The organism is Bacillus cereus group sp. MYBK222-1, assembly GCF_051916425.1.
GTDB classification, from domain to species: Bacteria; Bacillota; Bacilli; order Bacillales; family Bacillaceae_G; genus Bacillus_A; species Bacillus_A paranthracis.
Window position 1 is genome coordinate 105,890 of the sequence record NZ_JBQAGP010000002.1, and the last position, 22,569, is coordinate 128,458.

Genomic DNA, 22,569 nt, shown 5'->3' on the forward strand with positions numbered 1-22,569 from the left:
TGAGGATACCTCATTCTTTATTCTTTACTTTCAAAAAAGAATTCATATTGTATTTTATATAATTCATCATCCGTTGGTTCTTCAAGGGGTGTTGCCTGTAATACAACCGTATACTCACCATTTGGAATAGGAATTTGAAATTTATTTGAAAGAATACTTGTTACAACGATACATTCATTTTCAACTGTAAAAGGAACTGTAACCGTTCTAATTACTTCTTCTTTCTCAATATGTTTCCCTGGGGTCACTTTTACTTCACAAGTATAATCAGAAAGTGCTTCAAAAATAACAGTTCCATCCGTCTTCGCATAACCTCTCTCAAAATCTTCATCCGTCCAGTCAACGTAAGGCTGATCACCGTCATAGTTCATCAACATTAATTGCGAATACGAAATTGTTAACTCCATCGTTTCCCTCCTCCTTCATTATGAAATATACAACTACTACTTTACGTCAAATTTTACACGCGTACCATCTGGGTATTTATCTAACTTATTTCCTACCCAAGAGCCTGCTCCGCGATTATCTGCTGGACTTATATATTCGATGTGCGCTCCTTTTCCGCCTTCTTTACACATCGCCATTGGCCATTCATCACGATCATACCCTTTTTTTGATGGGTATGGAGCTAACGATAATTTTCTTCTATCCGCAGCGCCACCACGGTCGATTGTACACACTTCTGAATGCCCTTCTTTTATAGCATCCGTAATATGTTTCCCTGTCTCTGGGTATCGATCTTTCGGAAATTCTAGAACTTGATCATACGCATTTGTTTTTTTAATACTTGTTTCCTCTGGAACAAGCACTTCATACACCGCTACTACAATAGAAAGAATTGCAATAATTGAAATGATAATACCTTTTAATTGCTTCATGTATACCTCCATGATTCTACCAGTTTCTTTTCCTCAGTTATTATAACAAACTTCTCCTGTATATGTTTTCAGACATTATTTTAGCTCTTCTTCGCCATTCCGCCAAAAACTCTCATTTTTCTTCATCTTTTCACTAATGCTGTAGAAAACTAATAACCTTCCGACATTCTTTTTCAAAGGAAGTCCTCATAAAAGATTGAAATGATATATACGATACTTTTTGGGGAGGAAATATTATGGAAGCTACCTATAAAACGAAAGATGTGACGAATAAAACAGGCATCCCAAAACATATAGTCCGCAAATATAGTCAACTGTTAGAAGAACATGGTTATATAATTTCCAAAACAGCTGATGCTCGTATTTATAAACTTGATGATTTAAAACTATTGAAATCTATACATGAAAGAGCTGCTACATTGCAGGAAGATATTTCAGAAACGATACCAATTATTTTAAAAGAAAAAGAGGCCCCACCTGTACCAGTTATACAAAATACGCAAGAAATACAACCGAAAGAAAAAGAAGATGGGCGCAACTTCGAGGAATTCATGTTAAAACTTGAAATGCTCGCTCAACTAAATGAAGCCATTATTCATCAAAATTCTACCCTTATTACCCAAAATCGTTTAAAAGATGAAAAGCTAGATGAGTTGATGCAACAAGTTTATGTAAAAGAAGGATCTCAGGAAAAAATGCTACAAGAGTTAGTGGATCATGCCGCTCAAACAGATGCTCTGCAAAAAGAAAAGATGGACTTATTAATGAATCATATGTATAAACGAGAATCTAAACAAGAAGAAAAAATGAATAAACTCGTAAATCAAATTTATAATAAAGATAGCAACCGTGATGCACAACTTATGCAAGTAATTCGCGAAATTCAAGAAACAAAAAGATTAGTCGCCGCTTCAAAAGAACAAAGCTTTTTCCAATCATTTAGAAGTTTATTTAGCCGAACAAAACAAGAAAAAACAACTGAATAGCATAATATATTTTTTCTAATATAAAATAAAAAGTTACCTTCTATCGGTAACTTTTATTCCTTATTTCTTACAGCTGGCAATATAATAATCGCTTCAGTTCCTTTCCCACTTTCACTTTTATATTCCAGCGTACCATTATGCGCTTGTAAAATACTAAATGTTACCATTAGTCCTAATCCTGTCCCTTTTTCTTTTAAAGAATAATACGGTTGTCCGAGCCTTGCTAATTGTTCTTTCGTCATTCCAACACCACTATCTTTAACTCTTATTACAATCGTTTCATCTTTTTGTATAGCCGTTACTTTTAAATATCCTTTATTTCCTTGAATTGCTTCAATACCATTTTTAACAACATTCATAATAGCTTGCTTCAATTTCGTTTTATCACCGATCGTATAAAGACTTTCAGAAATCTCAACTTGCAAATATACACCTTGCATCGCTGCAAATGATGACATAAGAGTCGTCATTTCTATTAATTGAGCTGATAAGCAAATATGTTCTTTTTTCTCAATTTGTGGCCTTGCTAAATTTAAATAATCTGAAATAATTTGTTCTGCCCGGTCCAATTCAGCTAATACGAGACGCATATAATCCTTGTTCTTCACATCTTCCGTACTTTCTAGCAATTGAATAAAACCACGAACAACAGTGAGCGGATTTCGAACCTCATGTGCAACACTTGCTGCTAACTCACTTACAATATTAAGTTTCTCTGACTTTTGCATCTCTGTACGTAGTATTGCATTTTCATTTAAATATTCTGTTAAGTACACCTGAAATACCATTGTCATAACCATAATAAGCGAAGCAAATATATATCCGCTATATAAGTGCGAAACATATGGTGTAAACCCCGTTTCTAACAGAACGTTAATCATACCAATCACTAAAGAAACAAGTACGTACAATGATGAAATCATAAATGCTAAAATTAGCTTCTTATCCCTTGAAAATAGAGACCATTTCTTTGATAAAAATAATGGAACTATCAATAGAAATATTACTTCTATGACTGGAAGAAGGTTTATGCCCTTTAGCGCCCATTCATAGATAACAAAAATAACGGCCGGGATTAAACCAACAATCCCACCATATAAAAAACCACTAACAATTGGGATTGGGTGAAAGTTATACCCGCAAACGTCCCCAAAACAAATAGAATATGTCATAGAGAGAACGAGTGTAATGCTAGATAAAAACATAATAAAGTAGCGGTTCGGCTTCGGAGGCATTTCTTGATAACGATTTAAACGAATCGCTTCGTATAAAAATAGTGGCAAAATAATGATTGCAATTTGGATCATTAAATCACGGATAAGCTCCATAGCCTCTCATCCCCTATATGTATTTTGATATGATTATATCATTTTACAGGTTTGTTTGTTTTAAAATTTTGATTTTTCTTAACATATTTGTTAATTCTTTGTTAACAACACATAATAATTGTTACAGATTTTCGAAATGAATGTAAACCCTGTACCAAATTTCTGCCCGACAGTATACAATGAATACGGATTACAAAGAAAATAAAAAATACTTCATAAGACGGACAACTATAGCAAAATACAGCATATAATCCATACTATCTATGTTTACAAATAAGTGATCATTATTTTAGTAGGAGGAAGATAAATATGGCGGGTACTACGCTTGTTTTAAAAGAAGAAAATTTGGTCGTTCTAGAAAACGTTGAAAAATCAGTGTATGAAGAGTTACAGCATAAAACAGGAGAAGAAAATTGCACATGCGCTGTGAATGAATCAGTTGTTCACCTTGGCAAAGTATCCTCTGTACTTTGGAATGAAGATGAAATAGATTGGGAATACGGATATTAAAAAGTCGCTTACAGCGGCTTTTTTTCTATTATTCCTCTCTTTCTACATACCATATACGCAAGCGAAATGATAGAAAATATGTTAAAATGAACTTAATTTTCAAACGGAAGAAAGGGAGATACAATGGAACAATTCATTAACCCTAGAGTAAAGGACATCCAAATTTCTGGAATCCGTCAATTCTCTAACATGATTCAAAACTATGATAATCTTATCTCTTTAACAATTGGACAACCTGATTTTCCTACACCTTCTCTCGTAAAAGAAGCGGCAAAACGGGCTATTACAGAAAATTATACAAGCTATACACATAACGCTGGTTTACTAGAGTTACGCAAGGCAGCTTGTAACTTTGTAAAAGATAACTATGATTTACATTATTCACCTGAAAACGAAACCATCGTTACAATCGGTGCTAGTGAAGCAATTGATGTTGCATTTCGAACGATTTTAGAGCCAGGAACAGAAGTCATTTTACCTGCCCCTATTTATCCAGGGTACGAACCGATTATTCGATTATGCGGCGCAACACCTATTTTTATCGATGTTCGTGAAACTGGCTTCCGTTTAACAGCCGAAGCACTGGAAAAGGCCATTACAGAAAAAACAAGATGCGTCGTACTGCCATATCCTTCTAATCCAACTGGTGTAACTTTATCAAAAGAAGAACTACAGGATATTGTAGATGTTTTAAAAGATAAAAATATTTTCGTTCTTTCTGATGAAATTTATAGCGAACTTGTATATGAACAGACACATACATCGATCGCTCATTTCCCAGAAATGCGTGAAAAGACTATCGTCATTAACGGTTTATCAAAATCGCATTCTATGACTGGCTGGCGTATCGGTCTATTATTCGCACCAAACTATTTAGCTGGGCATATATTAAAAGTTCATCAATACAACGTAACGTGCGCTACTTCAATCGCTCAATATGCTGCAATTGAAGCTTTAACAGCTGCTAAAGATGCACCAAAAATGATGCGTCATCAATACAAAAAACGACGTGATTACGTATATAATAGACTTATTCAAATGGGCTTAACAGTTGAAAAGCCAACAGGTGCATTTTACTTATTCCCATATGTTGGCCATTTAACATCTTCATCATTTGATTTTGCACTTGATCTTGTGAAAGAAGCTGGACTTGCCGTCGTTCCTGGAACAGCATTCTCTGAATATGGTGAAGGCTACCTTCGCTTATCCTATGCATATAGTATTGAAACTTTAAAAGAAGGCTGTGACCGTTTAGAAGCCTTTCTACAACAAAAAGCTAAGAGTTAAACTCTTAGCTTTTTTTATGCATAATGATCGCAAGTTTGACGCTTCAGTAATTTATGCGGAATAATGATACACTTTGCAGTAGACTCCGCATTCTCTACTTTATCAACTAAAGCTTTTGCTGCCTCATATCCTAGCTGATATATATTCACGTCAACTGTTGAAAGCGGAGGACTCGCAATTTCTGATAATAAAGCATTATTAAAGCTTACAATTGAAACATCCTTCGGTACAACGAATCCTTTTTTAGAAAGTGCACTTAGCACACCAAGTCCAATCAAGTCATCCGTTGCCATAATTGCTGTCGGTGGTTGCTTTAGCCCCATTAATTCCTCCACGGCTTGTTGACCACTTTCTCTTGAAAAATCAAAATGTAAAATATACTCTTTCGGCAATACAATGTCTGCTAATTTTAAAGCATCACTCATACCAGCCAAACGATCTCTCGTCACAAGTAAATCTGATCCACCGCCGATGAACGCGATTTGTTTATGACCTAATGAAATCAAATATTCTGCTACTTCTCTTGCAGCTGTATAATTGTCATTATCTACATATGTAATTTCTTCTTTACGATCATATGGTTTCCCGATTAATACGAACGGGAAATTTTGTTTATGTAAATATTGAATAATCCGATCATTCTCTCTTGAATATAAAAGAATAATGCCACCAATTTGGCGCCCCTGCACCATCTTTACAACACCATTAAAAATTTCATCTTCCGTTTCACCTGTCGACATATAAAGCGCATACCCTTCCACATGTGCAAACGAACTAATTCCTCTTATAACTTCTGGGAAAAACGGATTTTGAAAAGCTTTACTTGCAGAACTTGGCATAACAAGGCCAAGTGTTTTTGTTGTTTGGTTAGCTAGGTTTCTTGCGTTTAAATTAGGATGATACCCTAGTTCACTCATTACTTTCCGAACACGACGCTTTGTTTTTTCACTTATACTTGGATTATCAGCAATTACACGAGAAACGGTAGATGGTGCTACATTCGCCTTCTTCGCCACATCTTTAATTGTAACTGTCATAAAAATCCCCCTCCTTTCACTTCTCTGCCATTTTATATATTTTCATCTTGCACCCGTTGCAAGTAATAGGGGAAGTTATAAACTTTCATTGATTCTATCTTGTAAAACCTATCATATTCTCCCTCTCCATGTATTGTAAGGGATAGAGCTCTTTTTTCCTATACTATAATATACTATTTATTTCACTTCTTTTCATCTCCCTATAAAATGTTTTATAGGAAGATGAAAAGAAAAATGGGACATAATGTCCCATTTTTCATCCTTTCGTACCTCCAGCAGTTAAACCAGAGATAAAGTATTTTTGTAGTGATAGGAATAAAATTGAAATTGGGATTGCAATCAATACGGAACCCGCTGCGAACGTTGTAAATTCATTCCCAAATTTCTTCGCCACCATTTCATATAATCCAACTGCTAACGTATAATTTTCTGGTGTGCGCAAAATAATACTCGCTAAAATAAAATCTGTAAATGGGCCGATGAAAGTAAATAACGCTACAACCGCTATGATTGGCTTTGCAAGTGGCATAATGATTTGCCAAAAAATACGAAAATGCCCTGCTCCATCCATACGAGCTGACTCATCCAATTCTTTCGGAATCGTATCAAAATACCCTTTCATAAGCCATGTGTTCATTGGAATTGCCCCGCCTACATAAATTAAAATTAATGCAAGGTGCGTATCAATTAATCCTGTTAACTGTGCTAATACGTATAAAGCGATTAACGCTGCAAAGTTTGGAATCATTTGCAAAATTAAAAATGTTAATAAACCATTTTTTCTTCCAACAAAACGGTATCTCGAAAATGCATAAGCAGTAAAACTAATTGCTAACACTGAAAAAATCATCGTTAAAACACTTACTTTTAATGTGTTTTTATACCATAGTAAATAATTACTATTCTCTAAATCTAATAACTTACGATAATGATCTAGTGTTGCATTTTGCGGAATAATACTTGATCCAGATAAACTATCACCCGGATTAAACGATGAGCCAATAATCCATAATAATGGATAGAAAATGATGGCACACATTACGAAAATAACGAGATAACTTAATGAGAGACGTAACATCTTTTGTCTTTTAATATTCATTTACATCATATCCTCTTCTTGGAATGATTTTGTTCTCTTAAATTGCCATAACGCAACTGTAATAACGATTAACGATAAGATCATTGTAAGAGCTGCTGCTTTTCCGTACTGCGCGGAAGTCATCGTTAACTTATAAATCCATGAAATTAAAATATCTGTTCCACCTGCGTCTTGTCCAGCTACAGCAGGACCTCCGCCGTTAAATAGATAGATGATACTAAAGTTATTAAAGTTAAACGTATATTGCGTAATTAATATTGGTGCTGTTGCATATAGAACAAGTGGCAATGTAATTTTACGAAACTGTTGCCAAGCTGTAGCTCCATCTACTGTAGCCGCTTCGTATAATTCTCCTGGAATCGATTGCAGTATACCTGTTGTCATTGCAAAGACGAACGGGAATCCAAGCCACGTTTGAATCATAATTAAAGCAATCTTCGCCCAAAATGGATCTGTCATCCAAGCAATCTTTTCAATTCCGAATAAAGCTAATACTTGATTGTTAATCGCTCCAAATGTTTCATTAAACATACCAGAGAAAACAAGAATAGATACGAATGCTGGGACCGCCCACGGTAAAATGAAGATTGTTCGAATAATCGCCTTCCCTTTAATACCAGGCTGATTTACGATAATCGCTAAGAAAATACCAAGTGCAACTTGTAATGTCGTTGCAACGAATGTCCAAATGACAGTCCAAGAAAATACACTTAAAAACGTTTCTCTCCACATCGGTAATGTAAAGATATCAATAAAGTTTTTAAATCCTACCCAATCTACTAATTTAGCTGGAGGAGAATGATATAAATCATAGTTCGTAAATCCAATTAAAATTACGAAAATGATTGGAAATACAACGACAAAGATAAGTAATAAAAACCCTGGTGAAACCATTAAATACGGAAAACCTTGGTCTAGTAAATTACGGTATTGCTCTTTTACAGAGTTTAACGGTGTTCCTATATCCCGTTTCTTTCCGTTTTGGTATGCATCATATAAATTAAATGCATATATTCCGAGTCCAAACACGATGACAATGAGTGCCAAGATTCCTTCTACTAATAGAAAGACAGAATGGTCACGTGGAACTTCTGTACCAAGCGTTACAATTCCCCATAATCCCATATTTAATAAATCAGCAAAGGCTACAATAAATGAACCTGTTAATACTAGAAAAATAAGACCTTTTACAAATTGTTTATTATACATTTGGCCCACGCCTGGAATGATTGATAACATGGTTGCCATTTTCCTATGTTTTGAACCGTTTAAGCCGTTTGCTGGTTCCATAGATGTTTGCATGTTCCTTCCCCCTTTTTTCTTGGGAGAGAATTCGTGCCCCTCATATTAGAGGCACGAATTTCACCTTATTTTTTCTTACTATGATTTGCCTCAATATTACCTTTAATTTGCTTCACTGCATTATCAAGTGCTGCTTTTGGTGCCTCTTTATCCGTAACAACTAATTGAAGCGCATCTCCAGCTGGTTTCCATACTTCTTGCATTTCTGGAATGTTTGGCATTGGAATTCCATTTTCAGATTGTGTTGCAACTGCTTTTGCAGCTTCGTTATCTTTAATAATTGGATCTTCCATTACTGCTTTTACTGGAGGAATTTCTTTCGTCTTCTCAAATCGAATTTTTGCGTTTTCTTCATTCGTTACCCATTCAGTGAACTTTGTAGCTAAATCATTTTGTTTAGAGAAACTTGTTACATGCCATCCTTTAACCCCAACAAACGTTTTCATTGGTTGACCATTTGGTAATTTCGGCATTGGAGCAACGCCATAATCAATTCCGTTCTTTTCCATTGCTTGGAACGCCCAAGGGCCGTTCATGATAGATGCTGCTTTTCCTTCATTAAATAGCCCATCAGCAGCAGGTCCACCAGATTCACCGATAATACCTTTCGGGAATAACTTTTCTTTGTACCATTTTTGAAAATACTCAGCACCTTGTACTGCTCCGCTATTATTTAATCCAACATCACTTGCATTTGGCTTTCCATCTTTTTCACCAAACACATAACCACCCATACCTGCCATGAATGCATTAGCAAAGTAGAAGTTATCTCCTAATGCTAAAAATCCGTACTTGCCATCTTTCGTAAATTCTTTTGAGAAGTTAAACAGCTCGTCCATCGTTTCTGGCGCTTTTGGCATTAGTTTTTTATTGTAAATAAAGACTGGTGTCTCAATTGCTTTTGGTAAACCATATAATTTTCCGTTATATGTCTGTGCTTCTATTGATGAATCAGTAAATTTACTCTTTACAGCATCATCAGCTTTCACTTCAGAAAGTAAACCTTCTGTTACTGCATTTCCGATTTGATCATGTGGCAATGTTACAACATCTGGTCCCGTCCCCGCTGGTCCATCAAGGCGTAACTTCTTCACTTGATCTGTCATTTGCATTTCAACAACTTTTACTTTTACTTTATATTTTTCCTCAAAGCTTTTCACTGCTGGTTCTAAACCAACACCTTTTTTATCATCTTCCCAAACGAGTAGATCGTAATCTTTCTTTGCTTTACTTTCTTCTTTTTTCCCTGAATCTTTCGGTCCACATGCAGATAACATACCAATTGATAATGCTGAAACCGTTAATAATGATAATGCTTTCTTCATCCCAAAAACCTCCCTGAATTGTATATGTACCTTACTAATTGAAAACGTTTGCATTAAATAGTTTAATAGAAGCACAAACGATATCTCAATCTATGAAAACGTTTGCGCTATTTGTCTATCATTATACATTCTTTTATTCATTTTGCAAATATTAATTTTTAAAATATTATTACTACACTCTTTATAGATTGACTTTATATGAAATGAATACTACTCTTATAAGCAATATTAAAGCTATGCAAAAAGCAATCGTTTGCAACATATGCTTTATTATTATACTTAAGGGAACAATATGCATAGAGATAGTAAAGGGGGATTTTTTATATGCTTAAAGACGCCATCTATCATAGGCCAAAAGATAATTACGCATACGCTTACGATGAAAAAACGATTCATATCCGAATACGTACGAAAAGAGACGATGTTCAAAGCACCAATCTTATTTATGGTGATCCTTATGAATGGACAGACGGGAAGTGGATTTCTTCAAGTACACCGATGAAAAAAACTGGTTCTACTGCATTATTTGATTATTGGTCCATTTCCATCGAGCCAAAATTTAAGCGCTTACGTTATGGATTTGAATTAAAAGCAGAGACAGAAACGCTTATTTATGCAGAACGCGGATTTTTTTCTAGCATTCCAAATGATGACGTTGGTAACTTTTTCTGTTTTCCATTTATTCATGCAAATGATGTATTCAAAGCACCTTCCTGGATTAAAGATACTGTTTGGTATCAAATTTTCCCAGAACGGTTCGCTAATGGAGATCGTACGTTGAATCCAGAAAACACCCTTCCTTGGGGCAGCGCTGAACCAACTCCAACTAATTTTTTCGGCGGAGATTTTGCTGGTATTATGCAAAACCTCGATTACCTTGTTAAGCTTGGAATTTCAGGAATATATTTCACACCTATTTTCAAAGCACATTCAAACCATAAATATGACACAATTGACTACATGGAAATCGATCCTCAATTTGGCACAAAAGAAACATTCAAAGAACTCGTTGAGGCATGTCATACACACGGTATAAAAGTAATGCTCGATGCCGTATTCAATCACAGTGGATACTTTTTCGATAAATTTCAAGACGTACTAGAAAATGGTGAACAGTCAGCATATAAAGAATGGTTTCATATTCATGAGTTCCCAATTAGAACTGAGCCACTTCCGAATTATGATACTTTCGCGTTTACACCGTATATGCCGAAATTAAACACTGCACACCCGGATGTAAAAGAATACTTACTTGAAGTAGGGCGTTATTGGGTAAAAGAATTCAATATAGACGGTTGGCGCCTTGATGTAGCAAATGAAGTCGACCATAAATTTTGGAGAGAGTTCCGAAGTGAGATAAAAGCATTAAATTCTGAAGTATATATTTTAGGAGAAATTTGGCACGATGCACTTCCTTGGCTACAAGGAGATCAATTTGATGCTGTAATGAGCTACCCTGTTACAAACGCTCTACTGTCTTACTTTGCTAACAATTCCATTAAGGCAAATGAATTTATGAAACAAATTATAGAATCTCTACATTCCTACTCTATGAATGTAAATGAAGCAGCATTTCATTTATTAGACAGCCATGATACACCAAGAATATTGACAACATGTAACGGAGATAAAAATAAGTTAAAGTTACTTTATGTATTCCACCTTTCTTTCATCGGCTCTCCTTGTATTTATTATGGAGACGAAATTGGTATGGATGGCGGTATGGACCCTGATTGCCGCAAATGTATGGTTTGGGATACGAAAGAACAAGATCATCTATTATTTACACATGTACAAACATTAATTTCGTTACGAAAGCAATATAAAGCATTTGGAGGACATGGTACTTTCCAATTCATTGAAGCAAATGATGAACATAATTATATTTCTTATACAAAAACATATGAAGATGAAACTATCTTTTTCGTTTTAAATCCGACTAATAGTGATATTACAGCTTCACTGCCTCTCCATGTTACTGGAAAGAAAATCATTAATATTTATACAAACGAAGAATTTTCAGCGGAAGCAAGTGTATTACAAGTTACACTTCCTCCATATGGATTCTCCATATTAAAATGGTAACCAAAAAAATCCTTATACCAAAGTGGTATAAGGATTTTTCTTATTTCAATTTGAACACGATTGCTTCATACGGACGTAATGTCATGTTATCTATCGGTCCATTCTCTACGTCGTAATTGTGTATAAATAACTCTGCTTCACTATAACTAATGTCCTCAGGCAATTCAAATACACATTCTTCCGCAGTAAAGTTTGCAATAACAAGAAGTTTTTCTTCTCCATACGTTCTTACATATGCAAAAATAGATGGATTATTCTCCAATATTAAATCATATGATCCATACACAACTATTTCGTTATTTTTGCGTAACTCAATTAATTTTTTATAATAATAAAAAATTGAATCTTTATTTTGGATCGCTTGTTTCACATTGATTTCTTTATAGTTAGGGTTTACCGTAATCCAGGGCTCACCTGTTGTGAATCCAGCATGATCTTTATCATCCCACTGCATCGGTGTTCTAGCATTATCTCTGCCTTTTATATAAATAGACTGCATCACTTTATCTATATTTTCACCGCGCTCTATCACTTTTTCCTTATACATATTTAATGTTTCAATATCTCGATATTCATCAATCGATTCAAATCGAACATTTGTCATTCCGATTTCTTCGCCTTGATAAATATAAGGTGTTCCTTTCATCATATGAAGCACCGTCGCTAACATTTTCGCAGATTCAATGCGATACATTCCATCATTACCAAAACGAGATACAACACGAGGCTGATCATGGTTATTCCAATACAGACTATTCCAGCCTGTATGTTCTAATGCTTTTTGCCACTTCGTTAAATTCTCTTTTAAAGTAAGAAGTGAACATGGTTTTACATCCCATTTTCCGCCTTCTCCTGAGTCTAAATCCATATGTTCAAATTGGAATACCATCTGCAGTTCTTTTCGTTCCTCCCCGGTATACAATTTCGCTTCTTCTGTCGTTACACCAGGCATTTCACCAACCGTCATAATATCATAATGAGACAATACTTCTTCATTCATTTCATGTAAATATTTATGAATGTTTGGACCGTTCATAAAATACTTATGACCTGAAACATACCCCTCTTCTTCTGTTTCAACAGCTGGTAATCCCTCTTCTTTAGAAATAAAATTAATAACATCCATACGGAAGCCATCAATTCCTTTTTCTAACCAAAACTTCATCATTTCATAAACATCTTGTCTTACCTTTTCATTATCCCAATTTAAATCTGGCTGTTTTTTAGAAAACAGATGTAAATAATATTCATCTGTCATTTCATCATACTGCCATGCAGATCCGCTAAACGCTGCTCCCCAGTTATTCGGCTCTTTTCCTTCTTTTCCAGGGCGCCATATATAGTAATCTCTATATTTATTATCTTTTGATTTACGTGATTCAATAAACCAATTATGTTCATCAGAAGTATGATTAACAACTAAGTCCATCATAAGTTTCATATTACGTTCATGCATTTCATGTAATAGCTCATCCCAATCTTCCATTGTTCCGAACTCATTCATAATTTTACAATAATCACTTATATCATAACCATTATCATCATTTGGAGATTCATAGACTGGTGATAACCAAATTACATCAATCCCTAATTCTTTTAAGTAATCTAACTTTGAAATAATACCGCGAAGATCCCCGATGCCATCACCGTTGCTATCCATAAAGCTACGAGGATAAATTTGATATACTACGCTTTCTTTCCACCACTGTTTTTCCATTATGCTACCCCATTTCATTCATAATTCGATTTTCTCTTTTTCAAGGCGCAAACGTTTTCATTAATGAATGATAACAGATTCTATCTTAATTTAAAATAGCGCTTACAACTTTTATTCTTATTTTTCTAAGAAAACATACGAAATTTACTAATATTATTCCAATTCATGAAAACGTTTTATTTTTTTGTTTATTTTTTGAATCTATTCGTTTATAATGAACTCAAAGAAAACGTTTGCATAATTATTTCTAGGGGGAAATACCATGGCAGAACTGAAATTAGAAAACATTTATAAAATATATGATAATAATGTAACAGCTGTAACAGACTTCAATTTACACATTCAAGATAAAGAATTTATCGTATTTGTCGGTCCTTCTGGATGCGGAAAATCTACAACATTACGAATGGTTGCTGGACTAGAAGATATTTCAAAAGGAGAGTTTTCAATTGATGGTAAGCTAATGAATGATGTCCCTCCAAAAGATCGCGATATCGCAATGGTCTTCCAAAACTATGCCCTATATCCACATATGAGTGTATATGATAATATGGCATTTGGATTAAAACTTAGAAAAATACCAAAAGATGAAATTGATCGTCGTGTAAAAGATGCAGCAAAAATTTTAGGACTGGAACAATATTTAGATAGAAAACCGAAAGCATTATCTGGTGGACAACGTCAACGTGTTGCGTTAGGGAGAGCAATCGTTCGAGACGCGAAAGTGTTCTTAATGGATGAGCCATTATCTAACTTAGACGCTAAATTACGTGTTGCAATGCGCTCAGAAATTTCTAAGTTACACCACCGCCTTGGTACGACAACAATTTATGTAACGCATGATCAAACTGAAGCGATGACAATGGCTTCTCGTCTTGTTGTTATGAAAGACGGAAAAATTCAACAAATCGGTACTCCAAAAGAAGTATATGAAACACCTGAAAACATTTTTGTTGGTGGATTTATCGGCTCTCCAGCGATGAATTTCTTCCGTGGTAAATTAACTGAAACCGATTTCGTTATAGACAATGCTGCAAAAATTAAAGTAACTGAAGGAAAAATGAAGATATTACGTGAACAAGGCTATGTAAATAAAGACATTGTTTTAGGTATTCGTCCTGAGGACATTCATGATGAACTATTATTTTTAGAAGCTTCACAATCTACTGCCTTCACAACAAAAATTGAAGTTGCTGAGTTATTAGGTGCTGAATCTATTTTATATATGAAACTTGGAAATCAAGATTTTGCAGCACGTGTTGATGCAAGACATACATTTTCACCTGGTGACCAAATTAAACTAGCATTTGATATGAATAAAGCGCATTTCTTTGATAGTCAAAACGAACAACGCATTCGTTAAAAAATAATTTTCATACAAAAAAACCGTCCACATATATTGAGGGCGGTTTTCACTATTATACGAGGGCTTCTACTGTATGAAATGATTGTCCTTTCGTGCTAATAATACCGAAAATCGGTAAGTCACTTAGCACCACTTCTTCTTGCTGTTTCATAAAAGATGACGTTAATTGTTTTATCTCTATCCATACGTCATTAATACAAAGTACATTGGAATCGTTCTCTTGTTGGCGTGAAAATATAGAATCTATTTTATATAAACCAGCATTTTGAAAAAGCATATCAATGCGACTGAATGCATTCAAAGTAATGCTGATTACGCGTTGCCAATCTCCTTGTTTTTCCATATTATAGGATACAAAAAGTGCTTCTCCGCCTAGATTCGTAATTTCCTCCACTGTTGCTTGTCCACTTTCTTGATCAATGTCCGTCACAATTACTTTTGCGCCTTGTTTAGCCAACAAAAGAGCTGTATTACGTCCAATACCGATGCCACCGCCAGTTACGATAGCAACTTTTCCTGCAAGCTTCATTTTCATTACCCCTTCTATAAGTCTTACCGTCATTCAGTATACTCCTTTATGAGATTAGTCTGCAAGCAAGAAAAGTTGCTTATTCATTTGTAAACGGTTACTTTTTTACTCCTTCTTTTTTCTTACTATTACGCTGATCGAAAACTAAACCGATGAAAATTAAAATCCCCCAAAAGATTACGCTACCTCCAGTCACTTCAATTTCCCCCTTATTATATAAACATATTATTTTAATCATTATAACATTTTCTTAATTTTCAATCTATTAAATTCAAAAATGATATAGATTAACTTTTTCCCTATTATATATCCACTAAAATATATTTGTATAACAAAAAGAGACCTTTTTACATAAAAAGGTCTCTTTTTGTTATACAAGACTTATCACTTTCGTTTTTGTAATTAAATCCTGAAAACCACAATTATCTTTGCGGAATAACATCATATATACGTTACATAATATCGGAATTCCAAGCAGTAATATGTTCGGTAATAACAATACAAAAAATCGAATCGTTAATGTTTGTAATGTTAACTTTTCACTCTTCAATGAAATTAATTTTATTCTCGTTACCTTTTTACCAAGTGTTACACCGTTCCAAATAAAGGGTAGCAAAATAAAATATATCGCCATTAATATAAAAACTACTGCAAGATCATATCTATAATCGCCAAAACTAATATTAAAGCGATTAAAAATAGCACTATAATTTCCAGTCATAACAGCTACTACTGCACCATACATAACCGAGATTAAAAACATGTCAATTAGGGAAGCACCTATGCGGTTCATTACAAGCGCTGGACGATGCATCTTTAACTTCATTTTTATGTCGACTCCTTCATATCCTTCTTTACCCGTCTCATCGTACCACTTCTAAAAAACATTGTAAACTAGCGTTTCTCTTACTTTTCTTGTACAATGTGTTACAACAGCATTGTAAAGGAGGTTCCCATATTGAAAAAATGGATAATCCTATTCGTCGCATTCCTATTAGCCGGTTGTGCTGGAAATACAAATCATATAACATATACGATTAACGATGAATACGAACTCATACGTACTTCTGGAAATGCATTTGAACTTTTCCCCACGCAAGATGCTGTATATGCCACACAATACATTCCTGCAAAAATTACAGACATAGCCTGGGATGATAAATACATTATTGCAAAACAAACTGAGGAAAAGTCAGATCCTAATAATCCTGACGCAGCAATTGCAAATAAAAAAAGCGAGCATTATTGGATTATTGACGTAAAGCATAATAAACGTTTTGGCCCCTATAATGAAAAACAATTTCATGAACAAAAAGATGCGTTTAAAATTAAGGTACCTTTTCAAAGTGTAGATTCATACATAGAAGAACAGAAAAAACAGTCAGCATAATAGTTTGAGCGCTGACTGTTTTTTCTTGCATATATTTAAAAACAACTTACTCAGAAAGTGAGATATTAAAAGTTTGTGGCTCTTTTACAACATCTTGCGTTTCTGTATTTGCTGCGATTACATTATCTGTTGTAAATTTAATATCCTTTACCTTTTCTTTTCCATCATCAAGTATTAGGCCGATAATACCATCTCTTGTTTCACCTGGCTTATAGTCTTCCCTTGATACATTTTTTGTACCAACGAGCGTATCTTCATCATATAAAAAGTTTTGCGTTGCTACTTTAAAATGTTGTTTATCATTAATCGCAACATCATTCATAGAGAAAAATTGTATATTTTTATTCCCGCTATTTTCCACCTTATATGTAATTTCAACGTAACGAATCGTATCACTAATCTCTGTACCACTTAGCGATGCATATAACTCCGCATCTTCTTGACTGACTTTATCTCCTAATCTACGCTTTACTTCTTCAGGAGTTAATGCCGTATATACTTTTAATGTATTTTTTGCATCTTTACTCATCTGCGATAAAGAGATTACTTTCACATCTTGTACGTGAATTTTCATTGGTGCTACTTCAAATGTTTGATTCACAGAATGAATTTGTTCTAATTTAAAAGTACCCCATCCTGTTTCTTTCACTTTTTGTCCTACTTTTTTCAGCTCACGCCCACCATATTCTTTTGTTTCAGGAATAGATTCTTTCTTCTTCGGTTCAGCTTTCTTTTCTTCTTGATGGAAGCAACCACTTAACATAAGAAGAAAACTACATAAAACAAAAATACTTTTCCATGCTTTCATCATATAATTTCTCCTAACACTATCATTCATTAATATTAATTAGTCCTTTGCTTTGTAAACTATAGAAACAATGAGAAGTCCACAAAACGAACTTGTCAGTCCAGATACTATTATACCCCCTATTTGGAAAATATGAAAATAGGGATCTACGAACGCGTGCACGATAAATATAATAGTTGCCACAACAATTACCGAAATCCAATATTTTATTTTTTCCGAAGCTAAAATAAGGTCTTTACCCATTGCATTTCTACACTTCCATAAAACGTATACTAATAACAGAAAACCAATACATGTACTTCCATGTTGCATATATTTATAAACAGAGATACCGTACCATTCTCTTTGCAATAATGGTATTTTCATAACAAAATAGCCTGTCTTATGAGTGAATGCATCCCAAACAACATGCGTTAACATACCGAATAATGCTGAATAACAAAATACAAAGAAATCTTTCCTTGTGTAAAGCCCCCACCTCTCATCTACTGCATATGTATAGTAGCCAGCAAATGGTTTAGGTAAATGTGTTATAAACGGCTTTTTTAAAATGTAGTGATATATGTATGCTAATAAAAATACGAGTGGTAAATTAAAATATAAGAATCCAAGCCACGTATGCCCAATTACACCATACGGTCTAAAGTGTAGGAAATATTCAAAGTCAGGCGCCATACTACCTAATATAAGAGCCGTTACTGAAATATGTTGAGAATACTTTTTTGCAAAAGGAAGAACTGCTGCTGGATGTGCAAATGTAAACGGCATGTTTTAACTCCTTTTTATAATTACAATAGATTACATACTATCATAACGACATGAATAATCTCCATGCAATATTTATTTTCACATTGGAATATGATAGTTTAAATGATATAATCCACATAAAATATTCAGAAAATAAGGAGGGATTCACGTGTCATTAACACTTGTCTTTTTTCTTGTTCTGTTTACCTTGTTTTTAAGTACATACATTGGCTTCTATCTATGGAAGCACTACAAAATTATAAAATATATACCTGCTCTCGTTGGTTTTATAAGCATTCTTTTTATTTTCATATGGAAGAGAATGACTTTCGGCTGGGAAGGTCTTGGCTTTGGCGCACTTCAATATACAATACTATTTGCAAGTTGTCTTACCCTTGTATTTGCTGCTTTTTTAGAATCAAAATCCGTTATGAATTGAGGTTTCTATATTGATTGACGTACCCTTTTTACAAAATGTCACATTAAAAAAAGAAAATATCCCTAGTTTCTCCGCATATCCTTACTGTTTACCCGCTATTCGAACATTACAATCACTAGCTTTCCATCCAAATGTAACATTCATTATTGGAGAAAACGGAACGGGGAAGTCAACATTACTCGAAGCGATTGCAATTGCTTTAGGATTTAATGCAGAAGGTGGGACGAAAAACTTCCGTTTTAGTACAAACGATTCACATTCATCTTTACATGAACATCTTCGAATTTCCAAAAGTTTCAATACACCAAACGATGGTTTCTTTCTTCGTGCTGAATCGTTTTATAATGTTGCTTCTTATATTGATGAAATGGATGCCGATTCAGAAGCACGTGGAAATCCAATTATTGACTCATATGGTGGTACTTCACTACACGCCCAATCACACGGTGAGTCATTTTTCTCCTTATTTATGAATCGTTTTTCAGGACAAGGCTTATACATTTTAGATGAGCCCGAGGCCGCTCTATCACCAATGAGACAACTTTCTATGCTCATTCGAATGCATGAACTAGCGGAACAAGGTTCACAATTTGTTATCGCAACGCATTCTCCTATTTTAATGGCTTATCCTGAATCCACTATATATTCTTTAACACAAGAAGGGATTCATGAATCCACATTAGAAGAAACTGAGCATTACCAAACGACGAAACTTTTCTTTGAAAATCGTGATCGATTATTTCATCATTTATTTGAATCATAAAAAAAGAAGCAGCGATTGCTGCTTCTTTTTTATAGTGCTTCTATAAATAATGCTACTCCAATACCGCCGCCGACGCATAGAGAGGCAATTCCTTTTTCTAACCCGCGTCTTTTTAATTCATGAATTAAACTTACAGTAATACGAGCTCCTGTACAACCGATTGGATGTCCAAGTCCTACACCACTACCGTTTACATTCACCTTTTCACGATTTAAACCTAATTCTTTCTCTACAGCTAAGTATTGTGCAGCGAAAGCTTCATTAATTTCCAGTAAATCTGCATCTTCTAATGACCAATCTACTTTTTCTAACCCTTTACGAATTGCTGGTGCTGGTCCAATACCCATAATTTTAGGATCTACTCCAGCTACTGAATATCCAACAATTCTAGCTAACGGTTGTAAGCCTTTTTCTTTCGCTTTTTCTTCGCTCATTAATACTAGAACCGCACTTCCGTCATTCAGGCCAGATGCATTCCCTGCCGTTACAGATCCGTCTTTACGGAAAGCTGGTTTTAATCCTGCTAATTTTTCTGCTGTAATGTCAGCACGTGGATGTTCATCCTTTGAAAATACTACTTCTTTTCTACGTTCTTTTATTGTAATAGGAACAATTTGATCGTCAAAGTATCCAGACTCGATTGCCTTCAATGCCAATGTATGACTACGAAGCGCAACTTCATCTTGTTCCTCTCTTGTAATTTCATATTGTTCAACTAAATTTTCCGCTGTTTCCCCCATCATAATATGATGAATTGGATCTTCTAATACTTCCCACACCGTATCACGAATTTCTCCGTGTTGTAGGCGTTGTCCCCAGCGGTGTTGTTTTAATGCATAAGGGCTTGAACTCATTGCTTCTACTCCACCTGCAACGACAACTTCACTTACACCTAATTGAATTTGCATTGCAGCCGACATAATTGCTTGCATACCTGAAGAACATTGGCGTTGGATTGTATAACCTGTAACTGTGTCAGGAAATCCTGCCGCTAATGCAGCCGTTCTTGCCGTATTTGCTTCATCAGTTCTTTGAATACAATGACCTAAAATCACTTCATCAACTTCGTGTGGTTCTACCCCGCCTCGTTTTACAGCTTCCTGAAGTACAGGAACAGCTAATTCTACTGGCGTTACATTTTTTAGCGCTCCCCCAAAAGTTCCAATTGGCGAACGAACTGCAGCTGTAATAACAACATTATGCATTTTGCACTTGCCCCTCTCTTATGTACCCTAGTCAGTTTTTAGGTGAAATTCCATAAGATGTATGTCTACACCTATCATACTATAAACATACTAAAAAATCAAAATATTTAATATAATAAAAATAGAAGGAATTAACCTTCTATTCTGTTAATGCATATAGAAATTTTTGTAAAATTTTCTCAGTTGTTTTATTCAAATTCGGTAACTTATCTACAGGAAAATATTGAAGCTGTAATCCTTCATGGTCAAGCCTTAATTCCCCGCTCACATGATGCCCCTGATACAGATGAATGACATTAAAAATTTCATCTCCATTTGGATATTGGAAGTACACTTCTTTTCCCGAAAGAACCCCGATAAATTGCATAATTTTCGCATTTAGTCCCGTCTCTTCAAATAGTTCTCTACGAGCAGTTTCTTCTGTCGTTTCTCCTAGCTCCATCGCCCCGCCAGGTACACCCCAATCATATGTATCTGAACGATATTGAAGCAATACTTCTTGATTATCATTTAAGATAATAATTGCTGATCCTACTAGAATAAGCGGCCTTGTACCAACGACTTTGCGTAACTCTTCAATATACCCCAATATGTAAACTCTCCTTTCCTCACCCTCCCTTATCATAACAAAATTTTTCTCCTTTTGTTGATGTAATTTTAAAGAAAAAAGGAAGCTTTCGCTCCCTTTTTTCACCTTTATTTCTTAAAACTTTCATATTTTACAGCTTCAAAAGCTTCTTCTATTTCATCATTACGATAATGGACATATGTAAAACGCCCTAATTCTACTAATCTTGCTATTTCTTGTAACGCTTTATGTTGCTCATATGTTTCCTCAAGCTTAATATGTACATAAAATTTCATTAAAGGATGTTCATATAAAGGTTCTCCCACCTCTACATATACATCTTCCACCCCTTGTACAACTCTTACATAACTTGCAAATTGATACAGTGCTTCTCTGTCTGAAACGATTTTTAATGTATACATATATTCTCCCCCTTTCCTTTACTATATCAAAAAGACAGCCAAACCATGTTATAGAACTATGAAATTTTTTCGACTTGTAATAAACAAGGCGTTTATCCATACATAGGATCTTTTCCCAACATATATTATAGAAAGAATTTTTTCAGTTGAGGTGTTCCTTATGGATCCATACGTCAATATATGTATTTGCATTACGCCAGGCGCCGATATTTCTGATGACCGTATTGCAAAAGATTTAGCAGTTGCAGAATCAATTTGGCACCCCATTACATTTCAAATTCAAGAAGTAATTGTTTTAAATGAACTTTTTCGTTTTTCTGACCGTGAAATTAGTTATAAAGATTCTATTCAAAGTCAGGAAAAATTAGCATCCTTTTTTCAAACTTGTGTAAATGAAGCTCCTGAATGCGACCTTTACATTTGTTATATTGGCAGTGATTATTTCAAAGAAACAGCAGTAATTGCCTGTGCCTACTCTTTAGCAAAACAACAGCAACTTACAGGGTATATCGTTTTAACAAACTCGGCTGCTCCTATGAAAAATATATATACGCTCGCTCATGAAATTGGTCATATTTTATTTACAAGACGTGTTCACGGAAAACTTACTCACGCAGATCCTCATTCCCCAACTGGCTCGGAGCACCATCCTTCTCCAACAAATCTTATGTATCCGATCGTCCCTCGCCCTGAAAATGTCCATATTCAGTCTCTATTAACGAACGAACAAAAAGCACTCTCTTTACAAAGCTCTTTATTGCAAAGAAAAAAACAGTAA

The 22,569-nt window shown here is 34.7% G+C and carries 25 protein-coding genes; 9 read left to right on the forward strand and 16 right to left on the reverse strand.

Features of this window, described 5'->3' with window-relative positions:
- Positions 1 to 17 precede the first annotated feature (17 nt).
- Positions 18 to 407: a competence protein ComJ gene (gene comJ / locus ACTFR9_RS12410; RefSeq protein ID WP_000424017.1), complete on the reverse strand. Its 390-nt coding sequence runs from the start codon at positions 405 to 407 to the stop codon at positions 18 to 20.
- A gap of 36 nt (positions 408 to 443) precedes the next feature.
- Complete coding sequence (gene nucA / locus ACTFR9_RS12415; RefSeq protein ID WP_000811499.1) at positions 444 to 878, reverse strand: DNA-entry nuclease; 435 nt, start codon at positions 876 to 878, stop codon at positions 444 to 446.
- Positions 879 to 1,114: 236 nt separating this feature from the next.
- On the opposite strand from nucA, the gene ACTFR9_RS12420 reads away from it, so the two are divergent.
- On the forward strand, positions 1,115 to 1,864 hold the full coding sequence (locus ACTFR9_RS12420) for a DUF3967 domain-containing protein (RefSeq protein ID WP_000388462.1): 750 nt from the start codon (positions 1,115 to 1,117) through the stop codon (positions 1,862 to 1,864).
- A gap of 53 nt (positions 1,865 to 1,917) precedes the next feature.
- Here ACTFR9_RS12420 and kinB read toward each other — a convergent pair whose 3' ends face one another.
- The gene (gene kinB / locus ACTFR9_RS12425; RefSeq protein WP_000420384.1) at positions 1,918 to 3,192 is read right to left on the reverse strand and encodes a sporulation sensor histidine kinase KinB; all 1,275 of its coding nucleotides are present in this window, start codon (positions 3,190 to 3,192) and stop codon (positions 1,918 to 1,920) included.
- A 309-nt stretch (positions 3,193 to 3,501) separates the two neighbouring features.
- Here kinB and ACTFR9_RS12430 point away from each other — a divergent pair, with 309 nt between their 5' ends.
- Positions 3,502 to 3,702 (forward strand): hypothetical protein, encoded by a 201-nt coding sequence (locus tag ACTFR9_RS12430; RefSeq protein ID WP_000929285.1) that lies wholly within the window; start codon positions 3,502 to 3,504, stop codon positions 3,700 to 3,702.
- A gap of 123 nt (positions 3,703 to 3,825) precedes the next feature.
- Positions 3,826 to 4,989, forward strand: coding sequence for an aminotransferase A (locus ACTFR9_RS12435; RefSeq protein ID WP_000434564.1), 1,164 nt, complete (start codon positions 3,826 to 3,828; stop codon positions 4,987 to 4,989).
- A gap of 14 nt (positions 4,990 to 5,003) precedes the next feature.
- On the opposite strand, the gene malR is transcribed toward ACTFR9_RS12435, so the two are convergent.
- The 4 genes from malR to ACTFR9_RS12455 all read right to left on the reverse strand — a co-directional run bounded on the left by malR (position 5,004) and on the right by ACTFR9_RS12455 (position 9,752).
- On the reverse strand, positions 5,004 to 6,026 hold the full coding sequence (gene malR / locus ACTFR9_RS12440) for a maltose operon transcriptional repressor MalR (protein ID WP_000219043.1): 1,023 nt from the start codon (positions 6,024 to 6,026) through the stop codon (positions 5,004 to 5,006).
- A gap of 256 nt (positions 6,027 to 6,282) precedes the next feature.
- Positions 6,283 to 7,125 (reverse strand): maltosaccharide ABC transporter permease MalD, encoded by an 843-nt coding sequence (malD, locus tag ACTFR9_RS12445; protein WP_229136220.1) that lies wholly within the window; start codon positions 7,123 to 7,125, stop codon positions 6,283 to 6,285.
- Entirely contained in the window at positions 7,126 to 8,427 is a 1,302-nt protein-coding gene (gene malC, locus ACTFR9_RS12450; protein WP_001194989.1) for a maltosaccharide ABC transporter permease MalC, read from the reverse strand. It abuts the gene before it with no gap.
- 65 nt (positions 8,428 to 8,492) lie between these two features.
- Positions 8,493 to 9,752 carry an extracellular solute-binding protein gene (locus ACTFR9_RS12455; RefSeq protein WP_440048984.1) on the reverse strand — a complete coding sequence of 420 codons (1,260 nt, stop codon included), beginning with the start codon at positions 9,750 to 9,752 and terminating at the stop codon, positions 8,493 to 8,495.
- Between the two features lie 324 nt (positions 9,753 to 10,076).
- Here ACTFR9_RS12455 and ACTFR9_RS12460 point away from each other — a divergent pair, with 324 nt between their 5' ends.
- The gene (locus tag ACTFR9_RS12460; protein ID WP_229136221.1) at positions 10,077 to 11,837 is read left to right on the forward strand and encodes an alpha-glycosidase; all 1,761 of its coding nucleotides are present in this window, start codon (positions 10,077 to 10,079) and stop codon (positions 11,835 to 11,837) included.
- A gap of 40 nt (positions 11,838 to 11,877) precedes the next feature.
- Here ACTFR9_RS12460 and malL read toward each other — a convergent pair whose 3' ends face one another.
- Positions 11,878 to 13,554, reverse strand: coding sequence for an oligo-1,6-glucosidase (gene malL / locus ACTFR9_RS12465; RefSeq protein WP_000415194.1), 1,677 nt, complete (start codon positions 13,552 to 13,554; stop codon positions 11,878 to 11,880).
- Positions 13,555 to 13,816: 262 nt separating this feature from the next.
- Here malL and ACTFR9_RS12470 point away from each other — a divergent pair, with 262 nt between their 5' ends.
- Entirely contained in the window at positions 13,817 to 14,917 is a 1,101-nt protein-coding gene (locus ACTFR9_RS12470) for an ABC transporter ATP-binding protein (protein ID WP_000818923.1), read from the forward strand.
- A gap of 55 nt (positions 14,918 to 14,972) precedes the next feature.
- On the opposite strand, the gene ACTFR9_RS12475 is transcribed toward ACTFR9_RS12470, so the two are convergent.
- The 3 genes from ACTFR9_RS12475 to ACTFR9_RS12485 all read right to left on the reverse strand — a co-directional run bounded on the left by ACTFR9_RS12475 (position 14,973) and on the right by ACTFR9_RS12485 (position 16,275).
- Positions 14,973 to 15,482 carry an SDR family NAD(P)-dependent oxidoreductase gene (locus ACTFR9_RS12475; RefSeq protein WP_000218426.1) on the reverse strand — a complete coding sequence of 170 codons (510 nt, stop codon included), beginning with the start codon at positions 15,480 to 15,482 and terminating at the stop codon, positions 14,973 to 14,975.
- 64 nt (positions 15,483 to 15,546) lie between these two features.
- A complete protein-coding gene (locus ACTFR9_RS12480; protein ID WP_000145657.1) occupies positions 15,547 to 15,645 on the reverse strand; it encodes a hypothetical protein in 99 nt (32 codons plus the stop codon).
- 174 nt (positions 15,646 to 15,819) lie between these two features.
- Complete coding sequence (locus ACTFR9_RS12485; RefSeq protein ID WP_000769088.1) at positions 15,820 to 16,275, reverse strand: RDD family protein; 456 nt, start codon at positions 16,273 to 16,275, stop codon at positions 15,820 to 15,822.
- Positions 16,276 to 16,407: 132 nt separating this feature from the next.
- Between ACTFR9_RS12485 and ACTFR9_RS12490 the strand changes: the two genes are divergently transcribed.
- Entirely contained in the window at positions 16,408 to 16,839 is a 432-nt protein-coding gene (locus ACTFR9_RS12490; RefSeq protein WP_000758783.1) for a DUF3997 domain-containing protein, read from the forward strand.
- Positions 16,840 to 16,885: 46 nt separating this feature from the next.
- Here ACTFR9_RS12490 and ACTFR9_RS12495 read toward each other — a convergent pair whose 3' ends face one another.
- Positions 16,886 to 17,650: a hypothetical protein gene (locus ACTFR9_RS12495; RefSeq protein WP_000973892.1), complete on the reverse strand. Its 765-nt coding sequence runs from the start codon at positions 17,648 to 17,650 to the stop codon at positions 16,886 to 16,888.
- 36 nt (positions 17,651 to 17,686) lie between these two features.
- Complete coding sequence (locus ACTFR9_RS12500; RefSeq protein WP_001116876.1) at positions 17,687 to 18,415, reverse strand: DUF4184 family protein; 729 nt, start codon at positions 18,413 to 18,415, stop codon at positions 17,687 to 17,689.
- Between the two features lie 148 nt (positions 18,416 to 18,563).
- Here ACTFR9_RS12500 and ACTFR9_RS12505 point away from each other — a divergent pair, with 148 nt between their 5' ends.
- Together ACTFR9_RS12505 and ACTFR9_RS12510 are read left to right on the forward strand one after the other, a co-directional pair.
- Positions 18,564 to 18,833: a hypothetical protein gene (locus ACTFR9_RS12505; protein ID WP_000059970.1), complete on the forward strand. Its 270-nt coding sequence runs from the start codon at positions 18,564 to 18,566 to the stop codon at positions 18,831 to 18,833.
- A gap of 10 nt (positions 18,834 to 18,843) precedes the next feature.
- On the forward strand, positions 18,844 to 19,596 hold the full coding sequence (locus ACTFR9_RS12510; RefSeq protein ID WP_000567994.1) for an AAA family ATPase: 753 nt from the start codon (positions 18,844 to 18,846) through the stop codon (positions 19,594 to 19,596).
- A gap of 29 nt (positions 19,597 to 19,625) precedes the next feature.
- Here the strand turns inward: ACTFR9_RS12510 and ACTFR9_RS12515 are convergent, their stop codons facing one another.
- The 3 genes from ACTFR9_RS12515 to ACTFR9_RS12525 form a co-directional block, all read right to left on the reverse strand.
- On the reverse strand, positions 19,626 to 20,801 hold the full coding sequence (locus ACTFR9_RS12515) for an acetyl-CoA C-acetyltransferase (RefSeq protein ID WP_000552085.1): 1,176 nt from the start codon (positions 20,799 to 20,801) through the stop codon (positions 19,626 to 19,628).
- Positions 20,802 to 20,940: 139 nt separating this feature from the next.
- Positions 20,941 to 21,390: an NUDIX hydrolase gene (locus tag ACTFR9_RS12520; protein ID WP_000540524.1), complete on the reverse strand. Its 450-nt coding sequence runs from the start codon at positions 21,388 to 21,390 to the stop codon at positions 20,941 to 20,943.
- A gap of 107 nt (positions 21,391 to 21,497) precedes the next feature.
- Complete coding sequence (locus tag ACTFR9_RS12525) at positions 21,498 to 21,791, reverse strand: DUF3928 family protein (protein ID WP_000288327.1); 294 nt, start codon at positions 21,789 to 21,791, stop codon at positions 21,498 to 21,500.
- A 160-nt stretch (positions 21,792 to 21,951) separates the two neighbouring features.
- Between ACTFR9_RS12525 and ACTFR9_RS12530 the strand changes: the two genes are divergently transcribed.
- Positions 21,952 to 22,569 carry an ImmA/IrrE family metallo-endopeptidase gene (locus ACTFR9_RS12530; protein WP_000371612.1) on the forward strand — a complete coding sequence of 206 codons (618 nt, stop codon included), beginning with the start codon at positions 21,952 to 21,954 and terminating at the stop codon, positions 22,567 to 22,569.

Coding starts and splice junctions, on each gene's coding strand:
- kinB (WP_000420384.1), bottom strand. CDS start 3,192: ATGGAGCTTATCCGTGATTTAATGATCCAAATTGCAATCATTATTTTG.
- malR (WP_000219043.1), bottom strand. CDS start 6,026: ATGACAGTTACAATTAAAGATGTGGCGAAGAAGGCGAATGTAGCACCA.
- ACTFR9_RS12485 (WP_000769088.1), bottom strand. CDS start 16,275: ATGAAGTTAAAGATGCATCGTCCAGCGCTTGTAATGAACCGCATAGGT.
- ACTFR9_RS12495 (WP_000973892.1), bottom strand. CDS start 17,650: ATGATGAAAGCATGGAAAAGTATTTTTGTTTTATGTAGTTTTCTTCTT.
- nucA (WP_000811499.1), bottom strand. CDS start 878: ATGAAGCAATTAAAAGGTATTATCATTTCAATTATTGCAATTCTTTCT.
- ACTFR9_RS12420 (WP_000388462.1), top strand. CDS start 1,115: ATGGAAGCTACCTATAAAACGAAAGATGTGACGAATAAAACAGGCATC.
- ACTFR9_RS12515 (WP_000552085.1), bottom strand. CDS start 20,801: ATGCATAATGTTGTTATTACAGCTGCAGTTCGTTCGCCAATTGGAACT.
- ACTFR9_RS12430 (WP_000929285.1), top strand. CDS start 3,502: ATGGCGGGTACTACGCTTGTTTTAAAAGAAGAAAATTTGGTCGTTCTA.
- ACTFR9_RS12470 (WP_000818923.1), top strand. CDS start 13,817: ATGGCAGAACTGAAATTAGAAAACATTTATAAAATATATGATAATAAT.
- malL (WP_000415194.1), bottom strand. CDS start 13,554: ATGGAAAAACAGTGGTGGAAAGAAAGCGTAGTATATCAAATTTATCCT.
- ACTFR9_RS12435 (WP_000434564.1), top strand. CDS start 3,826: ATGGAACAATTCATTAACCCTAGAGTAAAGGACATCCAAATTTCTGGA.
- ACTFR9_RS12475 (WP_000218426.1), bottom strand. CDS start 15,482: ATGACGGTAAGACTTATAGAAGGGGTAATGAAAATGAAGCTTGCAGGA.
- ACTFR9_RS12455 (WP_440048984.1), bottom strand. CDS start 9,752: ATGAAGAAAGCATTATCATTATTAACGGTTTCAGCATTATCAATTGGT.
- ACTFR9_RS12525 (WP_000288327.1), bottom strand. CDS start 21,791: ATGTATACATTAAAAATCGTTTCAGACAGAGAAGCACTGTATCAATTT.
- malD (WP_229136220.1), bottom strand. CDS start 7,125: ATGAATATTAAAAGACAAAAGATGTTACGTCTCTCATTAAGTTATCTC.
- malC (WP_001194989.1), bottom strand. CDS start 8,427: ATGCAAACATCTATGGAACCAGCAAACGGCTTAAACGGTTCAAAACAT.
- ACTFR9_RS12460 (WP_229136221.1), top strand. CDS start 10,077: ATGCTTAAAGACGCCATCTATCATAGGCCAAAAGATAATTACGCATAC.
- ACTFR9_RS12530 (WP_000371612.1), top strand. CDS start 21,952: ATGGATCCATACGTCAATATATGTATTTGCATTACGCCAGGCGCCGAT.
- comJ (WP_000424017.1), bottom strand. CDS start 407: ATGGAGTTAACAATTTCGTATTCGCAATTAATGTTGATGAACTATGAC.
- ACTFR9_RS12500 (WP_001116876.1), bottom strand. CDS start 18,415: ATGCCGTTTACATTTGCACATCCAGCAGCAGTTCTTCCTTTTGCAAAA.